The organism is Pannonibacter sp. XCT-53, assembly GCF_009915765.1.
In the GTDB taxonomy this organism is placed as follows: Bacteria; Pseudomonadota; Alphaproteobacteria; order Rhizobiales; family Stappiaceae; genus Pannonibacter; species Pannonibacter tanglangensis.
On the sequence record NZ_JAABLQ010000001.1, the window covers coordinates 2,663,342 to 2,685,928 of the forward strand.

General features: G+C 68.3%; 21 protein-coding genes. 5 read left to right on the forward strand and 16 right to left on the reverse strand.

Annotated features, from left to right (window positions below):
* Positions 1–26: 26 nt before the first annotated feature.
* From GWI72_RS19940 to coxB, 4 genes are all read right to left on the reverse strand, one after another.
* Complete coding sequence (locus GWI72_RS19940) at positions 27–182, reverse strand: hypothetical protein (RefSeq protein WP_179956063.1); 156 nt, start codon at positions 180–182, stop codon at positions 27–29.
* A 1-nt stretch (position 183) separates the two neighbouring features.
* Complete coding sequence (locus GWI72_RS11850) at positions 184–1,122, reverse strand: heme o synthase (RefSeq protein ID WP_161708756.1); 939 nt, start codon at positions 1,120–1,122, stop codon at positions 184–186.
* A 144-nt stretch (positions 1,123–1,266) separates the two neighbouring features.
* On the reverse strand, positions 1,267–2,862 hold the full coding sequence (ctaD, locus tag GWI72_RS11855) for a cytochrome c oxidase subunit I (protein ID WP_161676424.1): 1,596 nt from the start codon (positions 2,860–2,862) through the stop codon (positions 1,267–1,269).
* A 113-nt stretch (positions 2,863–2,975) separates the two neighbouring features.
* A complete protein-coding gene (gene coxB / locus GWI72_RS11860; RefSeq protein ID WP_161676983.1) occupies positions 2,976–3,878 on the reverse strand; it encodes a cytochrome c oxidase subunit II in 903 nt (300 codons plus the stop codon).
* A 703-nt stretch (positions 3,879–4,581) separates the two neighbouring features.
* Here coxB and GWI72_RS11865 point away from each other — a divergent pair.
* Positions 4,582–5,070 carry an invasion associated locus B family protein gene (locus tag GWI72_RS11865; protein ID WP_161676984.1) on the forward strand — a complete coding sequence of 163 codons (489 nt, stop codon included), beginning with the start codon at positions 4,582–4,584 and terminating at the stop codon, positions 5,068–5,070.
* Positions 5,071–5,349: 279 nt separating this feature from the next.
* On the opposite strand, the gene GWI72_RS11870 is transcribed toward GWI72_RS11865, so the two are convergent.
* The 3 genes from GWI72_RS11870 to tldD form a co-directional block, all read right to left on the reverse strand.
* Entirely contained in the window at positions 5,350–7,143 is a 1,794-nt protein-coding gene (locus GWI72_RS11870; protein ID WP_161676425.1) for a monovalent cation:proton antiporter-2 (CPA2) family protein, read from the reverse strand.
* Between the two features lie 237 nt (positions 7,144–7,380).
* Complete coding sequence (locus GWI72_RS11875; protein ID WP_209000097.1) at positions 7,381–8,019, reverse strand: HAD-IA family hydrolase; 639 nt, start codon at positions 8,017–8,019, stop codon at positions 7,381–7,383.
* Positions 8,019–9,452 carry a metalloprotease TldD gene (gene tldD / locus GWI72_RS11880; RefSeq protein ID WP_179956064.1) on the reverse strand — a complete coding sequence of 478 codons (1,434 nt, stop codon included), beginning with the start codon at positions 9,450–9,452 and terminating at the stop codon, positions 8,019–8,021. The genes GWI72_RS11875 and tldD overlap by 1 nt, the downstream gene beginning before the upstream one ends.
* Before the next feature lie 326 nt (positions 9,453–9,778).
* On the opposite strand from tldD, the gene GWI72_RS11885 reads away from it, so the two are divergent.
* Complete coding sequence (locus tag GWI72_RS11885) at positions 9,779–10,003, forward strand: DUF2093 domain-containing protein (RefSeq protein WP_161676427.1); 225 nt, start codon at positions 9,779–9,781, stop codon at positions 10,001–10,003.
* A 244-nt stretch (positions 10,004–10,247) separates the two neighbouring features.
* Here GWI72_RS11885 and lpxK read toward each other — a convergent pair whose 3' ends face one another.
* The 6 genes from lpxK to GWI72_RS11915 all read right to left on the reverse strand — a co-directional run bounded on the left by lpxK (position 10,248) and on the right by GWI72_RS11915 (position 15,827).
* Positions 10,248–11,270, reverse strand: a complete 1,023-nt coding sequence (gene lpxK, locus GWI72_RS11890) for a tetraacyldisaccharide 4'-kinase (protein WP_161708757.1) — start codon at positions 11,268–11,270, stop codon at positions 10,248–10,250.
* On the reverse strand, positions 11,270–12,586 hold the full coding sequence (locus GWI72_RS11895; RefSeq protein ID WP_161708758.1) for a 3-deoxy-D-manno-octulosonic acid transferase: 1,317 nt from the start codon (positions 12,584–12,586) through the stop codon (positions 11,270–11,272). Before GWI72_RS11895 ends, lpxK begins: the two co-directional genes overlap by 1 nt.
* Positions 12,579–13,277, reverse strand: a complete 699-nt coding sequence (locus GWI72_RS11900) for a lysophospholipid acyltransferase family protein (protein ID WP_161676430.1) — start codon at positions 13,275–13,277, stop codon at positions 12,579–12,581. Before GWI72_RS11900 ends, GWI72_RS11895 begins: the two co-directional genes overlap by 8 nt.
* A 127-nt stretch (positions 13,278–13,404) precedes the next feature.
* On the reverse strand, positions 13,405–13,644 hold the full coding sequence (locus GWI72_RS11905) for a DUF4170 domain-containing protein (RefSeq protein WP_161676431.1): 240 nt from the start codon (positions 13,642–13,644) through the stop codon (positions 13,405–13,407).
* Between the two features lie 52 nt (positions 13,645–13,696).
* Complete coding sequence (locus tag GWI72_RS11910) at positions 13,697–14,491, reverse strand: inositol monophosphatase family protein (protein WP_161709170.1); 795 nt, start codon at positions 14,489–14,491, stop codon at positions 13,697–13,699.
* Positions 14,484–15,827 (reverse strand): TldD/PmbA family protein, encoded by a 1,344-nt coding sequence (locus GWI72_RS11915; protein WP_161708759.1) that lies wholly within the window; start codon positions 15,825–15,827, stop codon positions 14,484–14,486. Before GWI72_RS11915 ends, GWI72_RS11910 begins: the two co-directional genes overlap by 8 nt.
* Before the next feature lie 230 nt (positions 15,828–16,057).
* On the opposite strand from GWI72_RS11915, the gene GWI72_RS11920 reads away from it, so the two are divergent.
* Both GWI72_RS11920 and GWI72_RS11925 read left to right on the forward strand, forming a co-directional pair.
* Entirely contained in the window at positions 16,058–16,660 is a 603-nt protein-coding gene (locus tag GWI72_RS11920; protein WP_280116583.1) for a DUF6101 family protein, read from the forward strand.
* A 123-nt stretch (positions 16,661–16,783) separates the two neighbouring features.
* Positions 16,784–18,031, forward strand: coding sequence for a GGDEF domain-containing protein (locus tag GWI72_RS11925; protein WP_161676433.1), 1,248 nt, complete (start codon positions 16,784–16,786; stop codon positions 18,029–18,031).
* A 97-nt stretch (positions 18,032–18,128) separates the two neighbouring features.
* On the opposite strand, the gene ubiA is transcribed toward GWI72_RS11925, so the two are convergent.
* The 3 genes from ubiA to GWI72_RS11940 form a co-directional block, all read right to left on the reverse strand.
* Positions 18,129–19,082 (reverse strand): 4-hydroxybenzoate octaprenyltransferase, encoded by a 954-nt coding sequence (gene ubiA / locus GWI72_RS11930; RefSeq protein ID WP_161676434.1) that lies wholly within the window; start codon positions 19,080–19,082, stop codon positions 18,129–18,131.
* Positions 19,083–19,148: 66 nt separating this feature from the next.
* Positions 19,149–20,429, reverse strand: a complete 1,281-nt coding sequence (locus GWI72_RS11935) for a GGDEF domain-containing protein (protein ID WP_161708760.1) — start codon at positions 20,427–20,429, stop codon at positions 19,149–19,151.
* Positions 20,430–20,543: 114 nt separating this feature from the next.
* Positions 20,544–21,020 (reverse strand): GNAT family N-acetyltransferase, encoded by a 477-nt coding sequence (locus GWI72_RS11940; protein ID WP_161708761.1) that lies wholly within the window; start codon positions 21,018–21,020, stop codon positions 20,544–20,546.
* Positions 21,021–21,182: 162 nt separating this feature from the next.
* Between GWI72_RS11940 and purD the strand changes: the two genes are divergently transcribed.
* Positions 21,183–22,457: a phosphoribosylamine--glycine ligase gene (gene purD, locus GWI72_RS11945; RefSeq protein WP_161708762.1), complete on the forward strand. Its 1,275-nt coding sequence runs from the start codon at positions 21,183–21,185 to the stop codon at positions 22,455–22,457.
* The last annotated feature ends 130 nt before the right edge of the window (positions 22,458–22,587 follow it).

Below are 22,587 nucleotides of genomic sequence, written 5' to 3' on the forward strand. Positions count from 1 at the left end.
TTCTGCGTGTCGGTCACGGATAACTCCTAGAGCGGACGGTTGAGAACGTTGGCGCCGAGGCGCACGACGGTGACCCAGTAGATGAGCCCGACCATGGCGGCGAGCGCGATCCCGATCGCCAGCGAGCGGGCGCGGCGCAACCGCTTCTGCTCCGGGGTCAGGCGGATGCCTTCTTCACTCATGTCACATCATCCGGGTCACGAGGCTCTCACCCAGGAGAAGGGCGAAGAGCAGGAACAGATACAGGATCGAGAAGCTGAACAGGCGCACCGCCGCCTTGCGCGCGGCATCCCCCTCGCGGAGGCGGTAGACCCGCCAGGCGAGGCCGAGGAACCCGGCGCCGAGCGCGGTGGCGACGACGCCGTACACCGGACCGGCAAAGCCGAGCGGCCAGGGGCTGATGGCAAGCGGCACCAGCACCAGCGAATAGAGCAGGATCTGGGTGCGGGTCGCATCCTCGCCGGCCACGACGGGCAGCATCGGCACGCCGGCCTGACGGTAATCGTTGCTCTTGAACAGCGCGAGGGCCCAGAAATGCGGCGGCGTCCACATGAAGATGATCAGGAACAGGATGACGCTCTCGAGGCTCACGCTGCCCGTGACGGAGGCCCAGCCAATCATCGGAGGAAAGGCGCCGGCGGCGCCGCCGATGACGATGTTCTGCGGCGTCGAGCGCTTCAGCCACATCGTGTAGATGACGGCATAGAAGAAGATGGTGAAGGCCAGGAACGCGCCGGCAAACCAGTTGACCAGCAGGCCCAGCATCACGACCGAGCCGATCGACAGCGTCATGCCGAAGGCCAGGGCCTCGTCCGGCGTGATCTTGCCGGCGGGAATCGGCCGCTTTGCGGTGCGGCTCATGATCCGGTCGATGTCGGCGTCATACCACATGTTCAGCGCGCCGGAGGCTCCTGCCCCGATGGCGATGCACAGCAGCGCGACGCCGGCGACCACCGGATGGAGGCTGCCGGGGGCGAGCATCATGCCGACGAAGGCGGTGAAGATCACGAGCGACATGACGCGCGGCTTGAGCAGCGCAACGTAGTCGCCGACGGAGCCCATGCCACCCTGCCAGGTGACCGGATCGTCAATCATCGTGTCTGGGCGCTCGACGAGCGACATCAGCCAAACCCTTTGAAACTTGCGCCCGGTCCTGCCGGGGATCCCTGGTCCGGGGTCTGTCACGTCCCGAAGGACGGTGCCCCGTTGTTGGTCAAGTGGCCACCGCGCGGAGCGCGGTGGCCGATCTCTGCGTTCGAGCGCCGCTTACTTGATGCGCGGCAGGGTCTCGAACTGATGGAACGGCGGCGGCGAGGACAGGGTCCACTCCAGCGTGGTCGCACCGGCACCCCACGGGTTGTTGCCAGCCTGACGCTTCTTGGCGAAGGCTTCGATGATGCCGACCAGGAACACCAGGACCGCGAAGGCCGAGATGTAGGAGCCGATCGACGACACGAAGTTCCAGCCGTGCAGGGCATCCGGATAGTCCGCGTAGCGGCGCGGCATGCCGTTCAGGCCGAGGAAGTGCTGCGGGAAGAAGATCAGGTTCACGCCGATGAAGGTGATCCAGAAGTGCAGCTTGCCGATGGTCTCGTTGTACATGTAGCCGAACATCTTCGGGAACCAGTAGTACCAGCCTGCGAAGATGCCGAACACGGCGCCGAGCGACAGAACGTAGTGGAAGTGGGCCACCACGTAGTAGGTGTCATGCAGCGCACGGTCGAGACCGGCGTTGGCGAGCTGCACGCCCGTCACGCCACCGACGGTGAACAGGAAGATGAAGCCGATAGCCCAGACCATCGGGGTGCGGAACTCGATCGAGCCGCCCCACATCGTGGCGATCCACGAGAAGATCTTCACGCCCGTCGGAACCGCGATCACCATGGTGGCGGCGACGAAGTAGGCCTGCGTCTCGACCGACATGCCGACCGTGTACATGTGGTGCGCCCACACGATGAAGCCGACGACGCCGATGGCGACCATGGCATAGGCCATGCCGAGGTAGCCGAAGACCGGCTTGCGCGAGAAGGTCGAGATGATGTGGCTGACGATGCCGAAGGCCGGCAGGATCAGGATGTACACTTCCGGGTGACCGAAGAACCAGAACAGGTGCTGGTACAGGATCGGGTCACCACCGCCGGCCGGGCTGAAGAAGGTCGTCCCGAAGTTGCGGTCCGTCAGCAGCATGGTGATGGCGCCAGCCAGAACCGGCAGCGACAGCAGCAGCAGGAACGCGGTGATCAGCACCGACCAGGCGAACAGCGGCATCTTGTGCATGGTCATGCCAGGCGCGCGCATGTTGAAGATGGTGGTGATGAAGTTGATCGCACCCAGGATCGACGACACGCCGGAGACGTGCAGCGCGAAGATGGCGAGGTCAACGGCCGGGCCGGGCTGGCCCGAGGTCGACAGCGGCGGATACATCGTCCAGCCACCGCCCACACCGGTCGCGCCCGGAGGGCCTTCGACGAACAGCGACAGGAGCAGCAGCGCGAAGGACGGCGGCAGCAGCCAGAAGGAGATGTTGTTCATGCGCGGGAACGCCATGTCCGGCGCACCGATCATGATCGGAACGAAGTAGTTGGCGAAGCCGCCGATGAGGGCCGGCATCACCATGAAGAAGATCATGATGAGGCCATGGGCCGTCGTGAACACGTTGAAATAGTGCGGGTCACCGAAGAACTGCATGCCGGGCTCTTGCAGTTCCATGCGGATGCCGACGCTGAGCGCGCCACCGATGATCCCGGCGATGATCGCGAAGATCAGATAGAGAATACCAATGTCCTTGTGGTTGGTCGAATAGACCCACCGGCGCCACCCTGTCGGGTGATCGTGCGCGGCATGTGCGGCGGTCGCAGCCATGGTCGTGCTCCCTCGTGTTATTCCCAAACGGGCGGGCGCCGCCTTGCGGCACACACCACCCAGAACCTGACGAGGCGCGGCCGCTCAGTCAGCCGCGCCCGATGTTCGTTGCCTCAGCGGGCAGTCACGGCTGCCGGTGCACCGGCGTCGGCAACCTTGCGCTCGGCGGCCAGGGCCGCCATCAGCTGCTTGTTGGCGTCGTCAAGATCGGTCTTGGCGGCTGCCGCCCAGGTGTCGAACTGCTCCTGGGTCACGACGCGGATCGTGATCGGCATGAAGGCGTGATCCTTGCCGCAGAGCTCCGAGCACTGGCCGTAGAACACGCCCGTCTTCTCCGAGCGGAACCAGGTCTCGTTCAGGCGACCCGGCACGGCGTCGATCTTGACGCCGAAGGCCGGCATGGCGAAGGCGTGGATCACGTCGGCGGCGGTAACCTGGACGCGGACGGTCTTGCCGACCGGAACCACGACGTCATAGTCGGTCGCCAGGAGCCGCGGGACCTCGTCGATCGACACGCCGCGCGCCTGCGCAACGGCCGCACGCTCGTCGTCCTTGACCATCAGGCTGTCGAAGCTGATGCCGGCGAGCGCCTCGTCGGTGTACTCGTAGCCCCAGTACCACTGGTAGCCGGTCGCCTTGATGGTCATGTCGAAGGGCGGGATCTCCAGCTGCTTGTACAGCAGGCGGAAGGACGGAACCGCGATCACCACCAGGATGAGGATCGGGACCACGGTCCAGACGACCTCGATCAGGGTGTTGTGCGACGTGCGCGACGGGGTCGGGTTGGCGCGCGCATTGAAGCGGACCATCACGATCACCAGCAGGGCGAGCACGAACAGCGTGATCACCGTGATGATGACGAGCGTCATGTTGTTGAACCAGTGGATGTCGTCCATCACGCTGGAGGCCGAGGCCTGGAACCCGAGTTGCCACGGCGACATGGCACCTGCTGCATCTTGAGCCATCACCGATCCGGCCGTTGCGGCCAGACCTGCGGCGCCCGCGGCGGCCGCCATGAGACGCTTGAAGATTGCCTTCACGTCCACGCTCCCTTCCCTAGTCCGCCGTCGGCGGATCTCGCTCACATCGTCCCTGCGTCAGCGGCGGTCACGCCCGCTTCGGCAAACCCTGCGGGGCCAGCGCCTGGATCCAGGCGGAAAACCCCGCTCGAAACACCGGTGGAAGACCCACCAGACAAATCCGAAGGGACACGTTCACCGGCTCCTCTCGCCCGCATCGCCCTTGCGGGGCTTGGCGGGGGAAGCCGGTCTGCGCGTCCTGTTGCGTGCGATATTACGCACAAACCCGAATATACCGCGATGTGCCTGCGTTGACAGCGACGTTCTGACGCAGGCCCCTTGCAGCACCCCGAGGCAGCGCACAGAAACCACAAGAATCCTTGTCCTGCAACGGGTTTGTCGGCGTCGTTCGGTCGCGCTCCCCGACAGTTTGGTTGATCCTCGTCAATTCTGCCGTTTGATCCTGGTCAAGGTGCCGACCGCGGCAACAGGCCATCCGTCCCCTTTTGCGCGGCGGCCTTAATCCTGCCCGGAAAGGCAGGGAAGAAGCTGAAAGCGGACTGGAACGAGGGCGCTGCCTGCGGCTATCCTTGCAGCCAGATGCATTCCTGATTCGAGCGCGGGCCGAGGCCCAGAACATCCGTCCGGAGGACATTCCTTGCCCAGCACTTATGCCCGCTCCCTTCCCCTGGTGGCCCGGATGCTTGCCGGCCTTGCCATCGGCGTGGCCGGTCTGGCCGGTGCCGTCCCGGCCCTCGCGCAGGGCGAGGTCAAGGCCGTGCATGGCGACTGGCAGATGCGTTGCGACACGCCTCCGGGTGCTGCCAGCGAACAGTGCGCGCTGATCCAGAACGTCACGGCGGAAGACCGCGAGAACGTCGGCCTGTCGGTGATCGTGCTGAAGACCGCGGACAAGCAGGCCAAGATCCTGCGCGTGTTGGCCCCGCTCGGCGTGCTGCTGCCATCGGGGCTCGGCCTTCGCGTCGACGATGCCGACATCGGCCGTGCCGGTTTCGTGCGCTGCCTGCCCAACGGCTGCATTGCCGAGGTGATCTTGCAGGACGACCTGGTCGGCAAGATGAAGGGCGGCAAGCAGGCGACCTTCATCATCTTCCAGACGCCGGAAGAAGGGATCGGCATTCCGATTTCCCTGAACGGCTTCTCGGCCGGCTTCGACGCCCTGCCGTAAGCCTCACAGCAGCAGGACGCAGACACCTGACAAACGCTCTGTCGTCATCCCGACCAAGCTGAGCGGTCAGCGAAGCGACGAGCCGGGATCCAGAAATCAGTCGCGCGAAGCGCGCCACAGTTGATCCGGTGGAACCCGTATCGGTTCGGTTTGTTTTTGAGCTCGCACAGCTCGCACAGACCTGCTGGATCCCGGATCTACGGTTCGCTAACGCTCACCTTGTCCGGAATGACGACAACGGACTGAAGCCCCCCTCCCGCTCCGGAGGGGTGTTCCGCCTCACGGGTCCTGGTCGGAACCGGGGCCGGCCGGTCCCGCCGGACGACGTGGCGTGACGGCATGGAGCCGGTCGTTGCCGGCGTCCTCGCCCTGCTCCAGCTGCAGGGCCATGCGCTCGCCGTCGCGCCGGCGCACATCCTCCTCGATCTGGGCAATGCGATCCGGCGGGATGCCGAGACCGGCAAGGGCCGCGCGGCCGAAGGCGAGGCTCGATTCGAAGGTCTCGCGAATCTGGTACTCGACGCCGAGCCGGGTCAGGGCGAGCGCGTGGTGACGGTTGGTCGCCCGACAGTAGAGCCGCGCCGCCGGATTGAGCCGTCGGAGTGCCAGGATGGCCTGCTGCATCACGGTCTCGCTCTCGACGCAGAGCGCGATCATCGCCGCATCGGCCGCGCCGGCGGCCGAGAGCACGTCCTGCCGGGTGGCATCGCCATAGGACACGCGATAGCCGAGCGCGCGGGCATAGGCGAGACGGTCGGGGTCATTGTCGATGGCGGTGACGGCGAGGCCCTCGGAGGTCAGGATCTGCGCGACCGTGCGTCCGAACCGGCCGAAACCGACAATGAGCACGACCGGCACCGCCGCCCCGAAGCTCTCGACCACCGCATGGCCCCCGCCCGCCGGCTGCAGCCGCGCGGCGACACGGTCGAGGCCGAGACAGGCCAGCGGGGTGAACAGCATGGACAGGATGACCGTCGCGGTCAGCAGGCTCGCCAGATCGGGCGCGATCACGCCCTTGAGCACGGCGGCGGAAAACAGCACGAAGGCAAACTCGCCCCCCTGCGGCAGGGTGACGGCAATGCGCAGCGCGTCGGCATTGGTGGACCCGAACAGGCGCGCCAGCCCCCAGAGCACCGCGCCCTTCACCAGCATCAGGACGGGAACCGCCAGGGCCACCAGATGCCAGGCGCCGGCGAGATAGCCAAGGTCCAGCGACATGCCCACGGCGACGAAGAAGAGCCCCATCAGCAAGGACCGGAAGGGCTCGATGTCCGCCTCGAGCGTGTGGCGGAAGCTCGATTCGGCCAGCAGCACGCCGGCCAGAAAGGCCCCCAGCGCCATCGACAGGCCGACCATCTGCATGATGCCGGCACTGCCGAGCGCCACGAGAAGGGCCGCAGCCAGCATGACCTCCCGGGCCCGGCTGCGGGCCAGAACCAGAAAGACCGGCGACACCAGGTAGCGACCGGCAAGGATCACCGCGACCACGGCGAGAACCGTCACGCCGACTTCCGCAAGCGCCGATCCGGAGGCCGGTCCGGCCCCCGCCGGCGCCAGAATGGCAACAAGGGCCAAGAGCGGCACGATGGCGATGTCCTGGAACAGCAGGATGGCAAAGCCGCGCTGGCCATAGGGCGTGGCGAGCTGTCCCCGCTCCTGCAGGATCTGCAGCGCGAAGGCGGTCGATGAGAGGGCAAGGCCAAGACCGGCGATGAGGGCGGGCGGCCAGCTTGCCCCGGCGCCCCGGAGCAGCAGGGTCAGGAGCGCGCCGGTGACCAGCACCTGGGCACCGCCCAGGCCCAGGATGTCACGGCGCATCCGCCACAACCGGCCGGCATCCAGCTCCAGCCCGATCATGAACAGGAGCAGGACCACGCCCAGCTCGGCAACCGGCAGGATGGCGTCCGCCGCGCCGAAGGCATTGAGCCCGTAGGGACCGATGGCAAGCCCGGCCGCGAGGTAGCCCACCACCGAACCCAGCCCGAGACGGCGGGCGAGCGGCACGGCAACCACCGTTGCCGCCAGGAACAGGATGGCTTCGTTGAAGAGGGGCGGCGCAGCTTCAGCGGCCATCGTCGTCATGCTCCCGGCTTGGGGTCAGCCCTTGCAGGCAACGGGGCTGGCCGCCACGATCACAGCCGTCAAGCCCCCGGTTGACCTGTCTTGCCGCATCTGCGGCCGGGATCGCAAGCCTGCGGACCGGTTAGGCCCAGACCGGTGAGGCCCAGACCGGTGAGACACGGACCGGGGAAACCCGGATCAGTGAAACCCGGCCCGGCGGATGCGCATGTGGCGCCAAGCGCGCCCGGCTCACACCTCGAAATCGAGTGCCCGCAGGGCGCGGCGGAGACCGTCCGGGGTCTCGTAGAGATGAGCGATGAGGCCTGCGGCCTCGGCGCCTTCGATGTTCTCCGGCCGGTCGTCGATGAAGAAGGTCCGGCGCGGATCGTGGCCGTAGCGGGCGCAGATGCGCAGGAACACGTCGGGATCGGGCTTGCGCGCACCGAACTCCGCCGAGACGTGGGACTTCTCGCCGAAGATCTCGACCGCCTCGGGCGCACAGACCGGCAGGGCCGCCTTCAGCAGCATGCCGTTGTTGGTCAGGAGCGCGGCGTCGGCCTGTTCGGCGGCCGCACTCGCCAGGGCCAGCGCCGCCGGCCGGGGCCGCATCATCGCGGCGCGGATGGCGGTCCAGGTGCCGGCGTCGATCGGATGACCGAGCCGCTCGGCAAAACCGGCGAGATAGGCCTCCGGCGTTGCCGGGTCCCCGGCTTCCGCCGCCGTCTCCCAGCCCGAGTGCCAGATGGCGTGCTCGAACGTGTCGCGGCCCCGGCCCGTCAACCGTTCCAGCGCCGCGATGCGGACCTCGTGGTCGAAGTCGTAGAGCACATCGTCCATGTCGAACAGGACGAAGGAAACGGCGCGGGCGTCCCGGATCAGCGGCATCATCAGACCGCCGTGCCGCCGATGGTCATGGCGTTGATGCGCATCGACGGCTGGCCGACCCCCACCGGAACGCCCTGGCCCTGCTTGCCGCAGGTGCCGAGGCCGGGGTCGAGCTTCATGTCGTTGCCGATCATGGTGACACGGGTCAGGGCATCCGGCCCGTTGCCGATCAGCATGGCGCCCTTCACCGGCGCGCCGATCTTGCCGTCCTCGATGCGGTAGGCTTCGGTGCAGGAGAAGACGAACTTGCCGGAGGTGATGTCCACCTGCCCGCCGCCGAAGGACGCGGCGAAGATGCCGTTCCTGACCGACGCAAGGATCTCCGCCGGGTCCTTGTCGCCGCCCAGCATCACCGTGTTGGTCATGCGCGGCATGGGGATGTGGGCGTAGGACTGCCGGCGGCCGTTGCCGGTGGGCGCCATGCCCATCAGCCGGGCATTCTGGCGGTCCTGCATGTAGCCGACGAGGATGCCGTCCTCGATCAGCGTCGTGCGGCTGGACGGGGTGCCCTCATCATCGACGGTGATGGAGCCGCGCCGGTCGGCAATGGTGCCGTCATCGACGATGGTGACGCCGGGAGCGGCAACGCGCTGGCCCATCAACCCGGCGAAGGCCGAGGTCTTCTTGCGGTTGAAGTCGCCCTCGAGCCCATGGCCCACCGCTTCATGCAGCAGGATGCCGGGCCAGCCGGGCCCGAGCACCACATCGAAGGTGCCGGCGGGGGCCGGCACGGCCTCGAGGTTGACGAGCGCCTGCCGCAGCGCCTCGTCCACGCCGGCCTGCCAGGTCTCGGGGGTGATGAAGCGCTCGAACCCCTCGCGGCCACCGCAGCCAAAGGATCCGGCCTCCATGCGGTCACCGGAGGCGGCAATCACGGAGATCGACAGCCGCACCATCGGCCGGATGTCGCGGACCCGGTGGCCGTCGGCACGCAGGATGTCGACGACCTGCCACGAGCCGGCAATCGATGCGGACACCTGCCGCACACGCGGATCACGCGCCCGGGCGTAGGCGTCGATCTCCTGCAGCAGCTTCACCTTGTCCTCGAAGCTCGGGCTCGCCAGCGGATTGAGATCCGCATAGAGGCGGGTGTTGGTGCGGGCCGGGGCCGCGGCGTAGCTGCCGGCGTGGCCGGACTTCACGGCGGCCACCGCATCGGCGGCCCGCTTCAGGGCCGCGGCCGAAATCTCGCCGGAATGGGCATAGCCGGCCGCTTCGCCAACCACGGCGCGCAGGCCGAACCCCTGGGCGGTGTCGTAACTGGCGGACTTCAGCCGGCCGTTGTCGAAGACCAGCCCCTCGGACTGGCGGTACTCGACGAAAAGCTCGCCGTCATCGGCGCCGGCGAGCGCGTCGGCCGTGAGACGGCGGGCGGTTTCCAGCCCAAGGCCGGAGGCCTCCAGCAGGTCAGGGACGGAGGCGTGGATCTGGCTCATCGGTAACCTTTCCGGACGGCGGGACGACGACACGGGCAGCCGGGCCGGCGGACCCTGACCAGCAAGCTGGCCAGCCGCCTGGCCCCCTATCTGGCGGGCGTCGGCACCGGCTGTCGTTCATGGCTCCTAACATAGCCCTTTCGGCCGCGATTTCACCCCCGACCGCCACCGGTAATCCCCGGGCTTGTTGCCGCGCCGCCAACGCGGCTGGCAGGTGGGCTGGCAAGAGGGCTGGCATGACGGCTGGCAACAACGCCAATTGACCCCGGAGGCCACCTCCCGCATAACCGGCAAACCATGAGATTGGCAGACTGCGAGGGACGCCGATGAACCGCTATGAAACGCCGCGCGTGCCGGGCGAGGCCCGCATCCGTTACCTTGACGGCGACTATCAGGTCGAGGCGCCGGGCACGTTCGTGCGCTGCGTCGTCACGGGCAAGGCCATCCCGCTTGACGAGCTGAAGTACTGGAGCGTCGAGCGGCAGGAAGCCTATGTCGATGCCGAGGCTGCCTACAGCCGCTTCCTGCAGTTCGAGGGCAAGGCCGGCTGATCTGCGCCTGCACGCCCCGAATTGCAAAGCCTCTCCAGCCTCATCCCGGACCAGCTGAGCGCCAGCGAAGCGCAAAAAGACAATCAGGGCCGCGACTGCGATCTGTGAGGCATGAGGCGCTCGCCCGCGCTCGCCCGAAACTGCTGGAGTCCGGATCTGCGGGTCGCCATCGCTCCCCTTGTCCGGAATGACGCGGACCCGTCCCTGCCGGGATGGTGCGTCAACCAATCAATGCTGATCCGCCTCAGGCCCGGAACGCCCGCCGGCGCAAGGCGTCCGCCACCAGTTGCTGCAGCCGGTCCTCCGGCTCGACGGCGAGCGTGACCCGAAGCACGTCGCTTTCCTTGGCCAGCCAGTGGAAGATCTCGCCGTCGCTGGCCTCGATGCGCGCCATGTCCTTGGCGGTGGTGACAAGCTGGAGCCCGGCCGCCTCGGCGCGGGTGATCAGGTCGCGGGCCTCGTCCTCGCGGAAGGCGTGGTGATCGGCGAAGGACCGGGTCTCGCGCAGATCGGCGCCGAGCCGGCGCAGGGTGTCGAAGAACTTCTCGGGCCGGCCGATGCCGGCATAGGCGAGCACGGGCAGACCCTCGAAGCGCCGGGTGTCCTCGGGCTCGATCCTTGCCCGCAGCACGGGCAAGGCCCGGCGGGCCGCCCGGTGGATGACCGGATCGGCGCGATCCCCCTCCCCGACCACGACCAGCGCATCGGCCCGCAGGATCTGGCTGCCGAGCGGCGCCCTGAGCGGTCCGGCCGGCAGGACGAAGCCGTTGCCCGTTCCGACGGCCGCATCCACCAGCGCGAAGGTCAGATCCTTGTGGAGGGCCGGGTTCTGGAAGCCGTCGTCCATCAGGATCAGGTCGGCATCGAGGGTTTCCGCAAGGCGGGCGCCCGCGGCCCGGTCGGCCGCAACGATGGTCGGCGCGGCCCGGGCAAGCAGGAAGGCCTCGTCGCCCACCTGGCCGCTGGTGTGATGGTCCGGATCGACCCTGAGCGGACCGCGCTCCCGCCCGCCGTAGCCGCGCAGCAGGAACACGGGACGATGGCCACCGGCCTGCAGCAGGGCGGCCAGCCTCAGAGCAAAGGGGGTCTTGCCGGTGCCGCCAACGGTGAAATTGCCGATGCAGACGACGGGCAGCCGGCTCTCATAGACGGGACGCGCCAGCATGCGGCGGCCGGCGATGGCGCCATAGACGAGGGCCGCCGGTGCCAGAAGGGCGGCCCGGAGGCTGAGCCCCGGCTGCCACCAGAAGGCTGGCGCGGTCTTCATCAGGCGTCTCCCGGCTTCCCGTCGCTCGCTGCAGGGTAGAGGAAGGGCTGGAGTTCGTCCAACGTGCGCTTCAGCGCACCGGCGCCTTCGCCGGACACGGCCCGGGCGCGGGCGGCCATGGCCGCCGCAGCGACAGGATCACGCAGCAGCCCGTCGAGGGCAGCAGCCAGCCCTGCCGGCTCATCCACCCGCAGCGACGCCTGCCCGTCCCAGAGATCGCGGTAGAGCGCCCGGGCATTGGCCACATGCGGGCCGGTGATGAGCGGGACGCCGAGCTGGGCGGGCTCCACCGGATTGTGCCCCCCGACGAGCGCGAAGGAGCCGCCAAGGAAGACTGCCCGGGCAAGCCGCAGCGCGACCCCCATCTCGCCGAGCGTGTCGACAAGATAGACGCTGTCGTCGGGACCGGGCAGCTCGCCGGCCGAGCGGCGGGCGTGCCCGAGACGGCGGGCCTGCAGCATGGCCGCAACCTCATCGCCGCGGGCGGGATGGCGCGGCATCAGCAGCAACAGGAGGTCCGGGTGTCTGGCGCGCAGGTCCTCGTGGGCGTCGAGGGCGATTTCCTCCTCGCCCGGATGGGTGGAGGCCGCCAGCCAGACGGTGCGCCCGTCCAGACGGCTGGACAGGGCAGCAAGCGCCGCGGGATCGGCCGATGGCGGCTCCGCGTCATACTTCAGGTTGCCGGGCGAGCGGACGGCCGCAATGCCAAGCTGGCGGTAGCGCGCCGCATCCGGCTGGCTCTGGGCCAGGCACAGGTCGACGCAGGAGAACAGGGCCCGCGCGATGCGCCCGGCCCGACGCCAGCCGACGAAGGAGCGGGCCGACATGCGGCCGTTGACGATCACAAGCGGAATGCCGCGCAGGGCCAGGAGGGAAAAGGTCGAGGGCCACAGCTCGGACTCCACCACCAGCGCCAGGTCCGGTCGCCAGTGGTCGAGGAACCGGGTCACGAGCTGCGGCGCGTCGAAGGGGGAAAACTGGTGGATCGCGCCGGCCGGCAGGCGCTGCGCGGCGATCTCCGCCGAGGTCCGGGTCACGGTCGTCAGCAGGACCGCGTGGCCGTCGGCCGTGAGCCGCTCGACCAGCGGCAGGATGGAGTTGGTTTCGCCGACGCTGGCGGCATGGATCCAGACGAGCCGGCCCTCCGGGCGCGGCACGGCAGCAAAGCCGAAGCGTTCGGCGCTGCGGGCAGGGTCTTCCTTGCCGGCCTTCAGTCGCGAGGCATGGATCAGCCGCAGGATGGGGAGGGCCAGGCTGGCGAGCAGGCGCCAGGAGCGCAGGGTCAGGGAACGGGCAACCTTGTCCCGATCAGCCATCGCTGCGCCCGACCAGTTGGTAGGCCCGCCGGGTGACCTCGTTGAGCCCGGCCTCCACCTGCAGGCGGGCGTTCTCCATGTCCTCGTCGGTGGCTTCGGAGGAGACGTGGATGAAGTCGCCGATGGCAATGGCGGCCCGGCCGAACGGCAGGTTGATGCTGGCCTTGTCCCAGGAGTTCAGCTCGATCGAGCGGCTGGTGGCAATGGCAAAGGGAACGATCGGCCGGCCGGAATGGCGGGCGAGCTGCACGATGCCGGGCCCGGAGACCCGTGCCGGACCCTTCGGCACGTCGGCGGTCAGGGCGACGCTGCCGCCCTCGCGCAGCACGCGCATCGCCTCGATGAAGCCACGCAGGCCGCCGCGCTTGGCGATCTGGTGCGCCTTCTGACTGCCCGAGGCGCGAATGAGGCCAAGCCCGAGCCTTTCCGCTGCGATGGCGTTGATCTCGCCATCGGCCGAGCGCGAGATCATCACATGCACGGGCCAGCCGTCCGGGCGGGTGAAGGGCATCATGAAGTGCTGGCCGTGCCACATGGCCACGATGACCGGAAGCTCCGGCTTCAGCCGGTCATAGGCCCCGGGCGGGTCGATGACCATGCTGTTGGTGCGGCGCACGAAGCGCAGCCAGCCCGCCAGCGAGGTGCCGACGGCCTTGAGCAGCGCAGGATGCCGGCCAAGTGTCTTCAGCATGGAGGTCCTTCCGGGCGACCGGTGGCGGACACCCGCGCTCCGGCGGGCTGCCCCGGCGCCCGGGCGCCAGCGCACCCGTCCGCCCGAGGCGTCCGGCAGCCGATCCGGGGTTCGGATCCGGCGCCGGTCAGGCGGCGGTGGTGGGGTCCAGCAGGCGGTGCATGTGGACGATGAAGTAGCGCATGTGCGCATTGTCGACGGTCGCCTGGGCCCTGGACTTCCAGGCGGCGTAGGCGGTGGCATAGTTCGGGTAGATGCCGACGATGTCGAGCTTGTCCAGATCGCGGAAGGTCAGGCCGGCCGGATCATCCAGTTCGCCGCCAAACACGAGATGCAGAAGCTGTTTGGTGCCCGTTTCGGTGCTCATCGTCGGTTCTCGCTCCAGAGGCCATGGGGCCGTTGAGAGGTCTGGCGGACTGTCAGGACGCCTTGTCCGCGAGGTCCGCAAACAGGCGGACGGCCGCCCCGTGCAGGCTGTCGCCGGCGGCCACCAGCTCGGGATGGCGCAGGCTCTCGCGGTTGTAAGTCAGCGTGGCGCCGCCGAGATCGGTCAGCCGTCCGCCCGCTTCCTGCACCAAAAGATCCGCAGCCGCAAGATCCCAGTCGTGCGAGCGCGGGCGTGCTACGGCCACGTCCACATCTGCCTTGGCGACCAGGGCGATGCGGTAGGCGAGCGAGCCGATGGTTCCGGCCGGCACGAGGCCGGACCGGGCAGCCGCCGCAAGCAGGCCCTGCGGGCCGAGGACGGTGGCCCCTGCGATGTCCTGCCGGGCGCCGGTCTGGACAAGACGGCCGTTGAGGCGGGTGCCGCCGCCCTGCACGGCCAGATACATCTCGCCGCGCACCGGATTGAAGAGGGCGGCCGCGCGCGGGCGGCCGTCGGTCACCATCGCCAGTGACACGGTCCATTCGTCCTTGCCGGCGAGAAAGGCCCGGGTGCCGTCGATCGGATCGACGATGAAGAGCTGGCGCCGCTGCAGCCGGTCGGGAGTGTCGGCGGTCTCCTCGGACAGCCAGCCGTAGTCGGGCCGGGCCGCCAGGAGATGCTGCTTCAGCCAGGCATCGACGGCCATGTCGGCCTCCGACACCGGCGAAGCCCCGTCCTTCATCCAGGTTCGGGGATCCTTGCCGAAGTACCCGAGGGCGATCTCGCCGGACCGGCGGGCCGCCTCCTCGAGCAGGGCCAGATCCTGGCTGTGGGCGGCCTCAGGCACCGGCAATGGTCAGCCCCTCGATGGCAACGCTCGGCGAGGCGGCGGAATAGCGGGCATCGAGGTCGGAGCCCGGACGGAGCCGGGCAAACATGTCCTTGAGGTTGCCTGCGATGGTGATCTCGCTGACCGGCGTGACGATCTCGCCGTTCTCGAACCAGAAGCCGGACGCACCGCGCGAATAGTCGCCGGTGACGCCGTTGACGCCATGACCGATGAGGTCGGTGACGAGAAGGCCCGATCCGGCGGCGCGCATCATGTCCTCAAGGCTCTCCCGCCCCGGATGCAGGGTCAGGTTGGTGGCCCCCGGCGACGTCCCGGCGCCGCCGCGATGGGCGCGGCCATTCGGGGCAAGCCCCAGCTCGCGTGCCGTCGCGCTGTCGAGGAACCAGTGCCTGAGCACACCGTCGTCGATCAGGTCGAAGGCCCCGGCGCCAAGCCCCTCGCCGTCGAAGGGCCGGGTCGCGGCCCCGCGCGGCTTCAGCGGATCGTCGGTGATGCGGATGCCGGGCGCGAAGACCGGCTGGCCCATGCGGTCCTTCAGAAAGCTGGTGCCGCGGGCGATCGCCGCCCCGTTCACCGCACCGGAGAGATGGCCGAGGAAGCTGCGCGCGGCGCGGGCCTCGTACAGGACGGTGGCCGTGCGGGTCGTCAGCTTCTGCGGATTGAGCCGGCGCACGGCCCGCTCGCCGGCCCGGCGGCCGATCCGCGCCGGATCCTCCATGTCGGCGAAAAAGGTCTGGTAGTCGAAGTCGTAGTCGCGCTCCATCGCCGTGCCCTCGCCGGCAACCGCCGTCATCGACAGGCCGTAGCGCGACGTGGTGTAGGCGCCGGTGAAGCCGTGGCTGGTGGCCAGCACCATGCCGGCCAGCCGCCAGGACGCGCTGGCGCCGCCCGACTTGGAGACACCGGCGACCTCGAGGCCTGCGGCTTCGGCGGCAAGGGCCAGATCCTTCAGCTCGGCTGCGCCAAGCTCGCGGCTGTCGAGCAGGTCGAGATCCGGGATCTGCTTCAGGAGCAAGTCGGGATCGGCCAGCCCGGCATAGGGATCCTCCGGTGTCACCCGCGCCATCGCCACGGCCCGTTCGGCCAGCGCGCGCGGATCGTCCAGCGTGTTGGCGGACACGGAGGCGCTGCGGCGACCGATGAAGACGCGCAGGGTGACGTCGTCGCCCTCGGACCGGTCGGTCTCCTCGACCTTGCCCTCGCGCACATCCACCGACAGGGACACGCCCGTGATCGCAACGGCATCGCAGGCATCGGCGCCGGCCTTCAGCGCCGCCTCGACCAGCCGCGCGGCGCGGGTCTCCAGTTCGCTCTTGTCGATGACGTCGGTCATAGGGGAATCCCGTGCAGTGGTCGTGCTTCCTGTTTAGGGTCGCAGGGCCCCCGGAACAAGGGCTGCGTTGACGCACAAGCGGTTTGCGATGTGTTGACCAATTCGCGCAAGTGTTTCGTAACCCTCTTTGAAATCAAGGTTTTTTAACCGTGCCTGTTAAGCGGACCGGCAGGTGTCGCAGTCTATCGTCAGTCCATCACGAGGCCCACCGCACAAGAAAACCGGGCCCGATGGAGAGGCACTTGGGACGTCAGACAGCCATTGACGGAGCACACGGATCCGGGTCGGGCGGCGCAAAGCGGCTCGACCCAGCCTCCCTGCCGGTCAAATTCGACACCACCATGAGCGCCCCGCCGACCGGAGGCGCTGCCCGCGTCGCAGCCCGCGTCTATCTGGACCGGGACACGGCCATCATCAAGCGCCCGCTCGCCGGGTTGCCCCTGACCCTCGTGGTCCCGATCCATGTCTTTCAGGGCGTGGCGGTCGAAATCACGCCGGGCGCCCTGCCCGGAACGCTCACCGCCCGCCTGTTCCTGCGCCATGCGGATCCTGCGCTCTGCGTCCCGCTGCGGGAGGCAGACAATGCCGAGGATCTCGCCGACGACTGGGCCATGTGGGGCGAGAGCCTGAAACTGCCGCTGCTGATGTGCGAGCCGGATGGCACCATCAGCACCGTCAGCGCCGCCCCGGGCAGCAGCTTTGCCCCGGACCGGCGGCGGGTCTATGCCCTCACCGCCCGCCGGCCCCGCTTCCTCAACCGGCGCAAGACGGGCCGGCTGCATCCGGTCCAGACGGTTCACAGAGGCGAGCGCGAGATCATCGCCCGCCACTGATCTCCGGAGAGGGCCGTTCGCAACGGCCCTTTTTGTTGCCTGACATACCGGAAAAATTAACGGGCATGATTTTACCTATGCCCGGACTGGTTGCCGCTCTCCACCCCCGGACCTGAGTGATCCATGCGCCTGGACGTCGTCACGCTGAATGCAGCTCTCACCGTCATGCAGATGGTCGGTGCGGGCATGCTGTTTTTCGTGTGGCGTTTCTCCATGCACAAGAGCGGGTCGCAGAAGGACTCCATCCGGCTGTGGTCGATGGCGCTCTTGATGGTCGGCTTCGGCATGCTGCTGCTCAGCCTGCGCGGCCAGATCCCGGATGCGATCAGCATCGTCGTCGGCAACGGCCTGGTGCTGGGCGGCATGGGCATGCGCATCGCCGCGATCTCGACCTTCTGGCGGATCAGCCGCTACAATCTGGCAGCCTTCCTGCCGACGGCGGTCTGGCTGCTGCTGTGCCTCTATCCGCCGTTCTACGAGAGCTACCTTGCCCGCTCGCTCTACCAGCACCTCGCCCTGACGGCCACGTCGGCGACCGCCATCTACCTGTCCGTCACGCTGAACACCGACGGGATCCGCGCCGCGCGCTGGCTGAGCTGGGTCATGACCCTGGAACTCCTCGCCCAGAGCGCCCTGTTCATCGGCGTCTATGCCAGCGGCATGACCCGGTTCGAGCAGGCGCTGTCCTCGCAGATCTTTGCCGGCTACATCCTCTGGATGATCATGGCGGTGATGGCGACCATCATCTGCGCCTTCGCCATGGTGATCGAACGGGAGGAACGCTACCTGCGGGACCAGGCCCGCCGCGACCCGCTGACCGGCCTTGCCAACCGCCGCGACTTCTTCGAGAGCGTCCGCCGCTGGATCGAGACGGCCGGCCCCGAGCGCAGCTACGCGGTTGCCCTGTTCGACCTGGACGAGTTCAAGTCTGTCAATGACCGCTATGGCCATGCCATGGGCGACGAGATGCTGCTGACCTTTGCCGCCTGTTGCAACCAGCTCAGGGGCGCCGACGACATCGTCGGACGTCTGGGCGGCGAGGAATTCGTCGTCTTCCTGCCCGACAGCGAAGACATCTGCGCCTTCGAGTTCGCCGACCGGCTGCGGCAGCGCTTCGCCGCCGAGGTCCGTGCCAAGACGGGCGGCATCCTGATCACCACCACAAGCGCCGGGATCCATGCCGGGTCGACGTCGGGCCAGTCGCTCGACGCCGTGATGGCCCATGCCGACGAGGCGCTTTACGCGGCCAAGCGCAGCGGCCGCAACCGCGTCATGCGCGCGCCAGCTGCCGAGCCGGACCTTGCGGTCCAGGCCAGCCACCCGCGGGCCGGCGGGGCCCTGCGCTCCGCCCTGGTGATGAGAGGCGTCTGACGGCAGCCGACCCCGTCCGGCGCGGGCAAGACTGTCACGCGGCAGCGGTGGCACGACAGGCCGCGCGGCCACTTGAAGGGCCGTTTCAGAGGGTCGCTCAGAGGGCCGCGAGAAATGCCTCGGCGCAGAACCCGGCGAAGACGATCCAGCCATAGGTGGTGTTGGACCGGAACAGCCGCAGGCACTGGTCCGGGTCGTCGATGTCGAGCACAACGATCTGCCAGAGCAGGTGTCCCGCCCCCAGAAGCAGGCCGATGAAGGCGAAGGGGCCTGCATCCACCAGCGCCGCTGCCAGCATGAACAGCGCCGTCGCCAGACCGTAGAGGACAGCCAGCGCCGGCTTCGTCCAGCCGCCGAACAGGCGTGCGGTCGAGCGGACGCCCACGAGCGCGTCGTCTTCCTTGTCCTGGTGGGCGTAGATGGTGTCGTAGCCGATGGTCCAGGCAATGCCGCCGGCATAGAGCGCGATCGGCGCCCAGTCGAGCCGCCCGTAGACCGCCGCCCAGCCCATCAGCGCGCCCCAGGAGAAGGCGAAGCCCAGGAAGAGCTGCGGCCAGTCGGTGAAGCGCTTCATGAAGGGATAGATCGCCACCACCAGCAGCGACGCCAGCCCGAGCAGGATGGCAAACAGGTTGAACTGGAGCAGCACCAGTCCGCCGACGAGCGCCTGCAGCACGAGGAAGATCTTGGCCTGGGTGCGGCTAACCTGGCCGGCGGGAATGGGACGCGACCGGGTGCGCTCGACCCTTGCGTCAATGTCCTCGTCGACGAGATCGTTGTAGGTGCAGCCGGCCCCGCGCATGGCGACCGCCCCCACCAGGAACAGCGCCAGGTGCCAGGGATCGGGCCAGGGCGCGCCGGTCGACATGGCGGCCAGAGCCGCCGACCACCAGCAGGGCCACAGCAGCAGCCACCAGCCAATGGGGCGTTCCCACCGGGCGAGGCGCGCATAGGGGCGCGCCCACGGCGGCAGGCGCGTGTCTACCCAGTGGCGCTTGACCGCGTCAGCGACGGGGCCGGTGTCCTTGGTGCCGAAGATCTTGAAGCTCATGCAGGGTGGTTAGCACGGGCGAGGCCGACTGGCGAGCCCCCGGGAGGGAGGCGGACCGGTCTGCGGTCAGTCGGCCGGGACGACGGGTTCGGCCTCGTTCAGGGCGCCGACGACCCGGTTGCGTCCGCGCGCCTTGGCCACGTAGAGCCGCCGGTCGGCCGCCTCGAACAGGGCATCGATGCTGTCGGCCTCGACCGGCGCGGATGCGATCCCGACGCTGACGGTAACCGCCTCGAGGAACGCGTCGCGCGTCACCTCCTCGATCTGCCGGCGCAGGCGGTCGGCAAAGGACTGGGCCGCCTCGGCGCCCATCCGCAGGCTGAGGATGACGAACTCCTCGCCACCGTAGCGGAAGACATGATCGTCCGAGCGCTGGTTGTCGCGCAGGACCCGGGCCACGGTCGCCAGCACCTCGTCGCCGGCCTGATGGCCGTAGGTGTCATTGACCCGCTTGAAATGGTCGATGTCGATGATGAGGAGGCTGGCCACCTGACCCGCCTCAAGCACCTCGGCCAGCCGGGCCTTGGCGGTGGTGTCGAACTGGCTGCGGTGCGACACCTTGGTCAGGAAGTCGAGATGCGAGCTCCTGAGCAGATCCTCGTAGCGCTCGCGGTAGGTGAGCGCCTGGAAGACATCCCGGAAGCGGCGCGGCCCGCCCTTCGGCTCGGCAGCCGGGAACAGCGCCAGGTAAATCAGGAAGAACAGCGTGTAGAGGAGCACCGCCAGCATCTTGGCGATCCAGCCCCCGACCAGCGCCTCGACCGGCGCGCCGGACACCCAGTGCAACGCGAGGAAGAAGCCGAGCTGATCGAAGGTCAGCACCACGGCGCCGCAGATCAGCACCCGCAGGCCGAAATGCCGCCCGAGCCAGCGGCCCAGCCGCTCGTACAGCAGGATGATCGCCAGGCTGTCGATGTAGAGCAGCACCGTGCCCCAGACCATCAGCAGCCCCATCTCGTCGACAAAGCCGATGTCCGGGGCACGGCCGGCCGCCAGTTCGACGGTCTCGTGGTTGCGCAGCAGCATGACCAGGCCGACGATCAGGAAATTGCCGATCAGCAGGCCATGGATCGGCTGGCGCACGGTCGCTGCATCTTCCTTGACGTAGAGGAGCAGGATCATCAGCAGCTTGCCGGTGAAGAGCACCGTCGACCCCGGCGAGATGATGCCGAAGGGCAGCTGCACGTAGAAAACGCTCGCCAGATAGGTCTCGAGGAAATGCATGACGCCCAGCGCGCACATGAACACGCCGAGCCCGATGCTCCGGCGCCAGTGCAGCAGCGTGATCATCACGCCGAAGTATAGCGCGGCCTGGGCAACCAGAAGGAGCGAATTTGAAAATGCCATAACCTCAGTCGTACCGCGTAAACCTGCCGGGACAAACCGGAGTTTGCATGCAAACGCATAAAAATGCTGCAGGAACCGGACTGCCGCTGCGGCAGATGCGCGGCCGGCAGCAGCTCAGGTCGGGTCAGGCAGGTCCTGATCGAAGGGACGTTCCAGCAACTGCAGGCGGGAGCACAGGAAACCTTCGCTCTCATAGAGATCGGCGGCGGCGGAATGGCGCGGCGCGAGGGCGTGGACCTGGAGGATTCCGAAGGCTTCCAGATCCTCGGTGATCGCACGCAGCATGCGCCGGCCCAGCCCACGGCCCCGCAGCTTCTCGACGACATAGAGATCGTCCAGCAGCGCCACGCGGCCGCCATATCCGATCGAATGGCGGTAGAGCGCCACGGCAAAGCCCGCCGGTTCGTTGCGGTACTGGGCGAGCCATGCCCGTCCCAGGCTGGCATCGACCATCAGGGTGCGCAGGGCATCTTCCTGGCGGCGCGTGAAGCTCTCGCCGGCCTCGGCCCAGAACTGCCGCGCAAGATCGATGATCGTGTCACAGGTTCCCGGTCCCCCCAGCAACAGACAAAGCCCAGCGGCGCGTGTCATTCATCCTCCTGTCCGTTTGAATCCCGGCCCCCTGGTGTCGGCGTCCGGCCAGCCCCGCCCGATTGCCGCAACGCCCTTGCCGTGATAGAGCGCGACCGACTGCGGGCCAGCGCGCTGCGTCGCCGTGTCGCCCCCGCATCCCGAACCGCAAAGGGATCGCCCATGAACATCTTCCTCATCGGTTCCGGTGGACGGGAACACGCCCTCGCCTGGGCCATTGCCGCCTCGCCGCTGACCACCCGTCTCTACGCGGCCCCGGCCAATGCCGGGATTGCCGAGGAGGCCCAGCCCGTGAAGGTGGACGTCTCCGACCCCGAGGCCGTGATTGCCTTCTGCCGGGAAAACGCGATCGACCTCGTCGTGGTGGGTCCGGAGGGGCCGCTGGTGGCGGGCCTCGTCGACCATCTCGCGGCCGCCGGCATCCGTGCCTTCGGTCCGGGCCGCGCGGCGGCCCAGCTGGAGGGCTCGAAGGGCTACACCAAGGATCTCTGCGCCGAGGCCGGCATTCCGACCGCAGCCTATCGCCGGTTCACCGACCGAGATGCGGCCCTTGCCCATGTGCGGGCCACCGGCGCGCCGATCGTCGTGAAGGCGGATGGCATCGCCGCCGGCAAGGGCGTGGTGGTGGCGATGACGCTGGCCGAGGCGGAAGACGCCATCCGCGCGTGCTTTGACGGCAGCTTCGGGGCGGCCGGTGCCGAGGTGGTGGTCGAGGAGTTCATGACCGGCGAGGAAGCGAGCTTCTTCGTGCTCTCCGACGGCCGCACGGCACTGCCCCTCGCCACCGCGCAGGACCACAAGCGCGTCTTCGACGGCGACGAGGGCCCGAACACCGGCGGCATGGGGGCCTATTCCCCGGCGCCTGTCATGACGCCGGAGATGGTCGCGCGCACGATGGCCGAGATCATCCAGCCGACGATCGACGCGATGGCGCGGCGGGGCACCCCGTTCCGCGGCGTGCTCTTTGCCGGGCTGATGATCACGGAGACCGGCCCCCGGCTGATCGAGTACAACACCCGCTTCGGCGATCCCGAATGCCAGGTGCTGATGATGCGTCTCAAGGACGACATCGTCACCCTGATGCTGGCGACCATCGACGGCACGCTGGACAAGATGTCGGTGCGCTGGCGCGACGAGGTGGCCCTGACCGTGGTGCTGGCGGCCAACGGCTATCCGGGCGACTACGCGAAGGGCACCGAGATCCGCGGGATCGCGGGAGCCGATGCCCTTGAGGATGTCAAGGTGTTCCACGCCGGCACGACCTCGGATGGCACGCGCATCCTGGCAAACGGCGGACGGGTGCTGAACGTGACGGCCCTCGGCCGCAGCGTCGCCGAAGCGCAGGCGCGCGCCTATGCGGCCGTCGACAAGATCGACTGGCCGGACGGCTTCTGCCGCCGCGACATCGGGTGGCGTGCCATTGCACGCGAAACGTGAGGTGTCCGGGATCACGGTGACGCGCTTGCCTCCGTTTTGACCATGATGCGCAGGACGGGAGGTTGTGCAACCCCGTCTTGCAGGCCCGGCCCAACGGCGGGGTTGCACGGGCGGTCGCCTGGCGACAGGC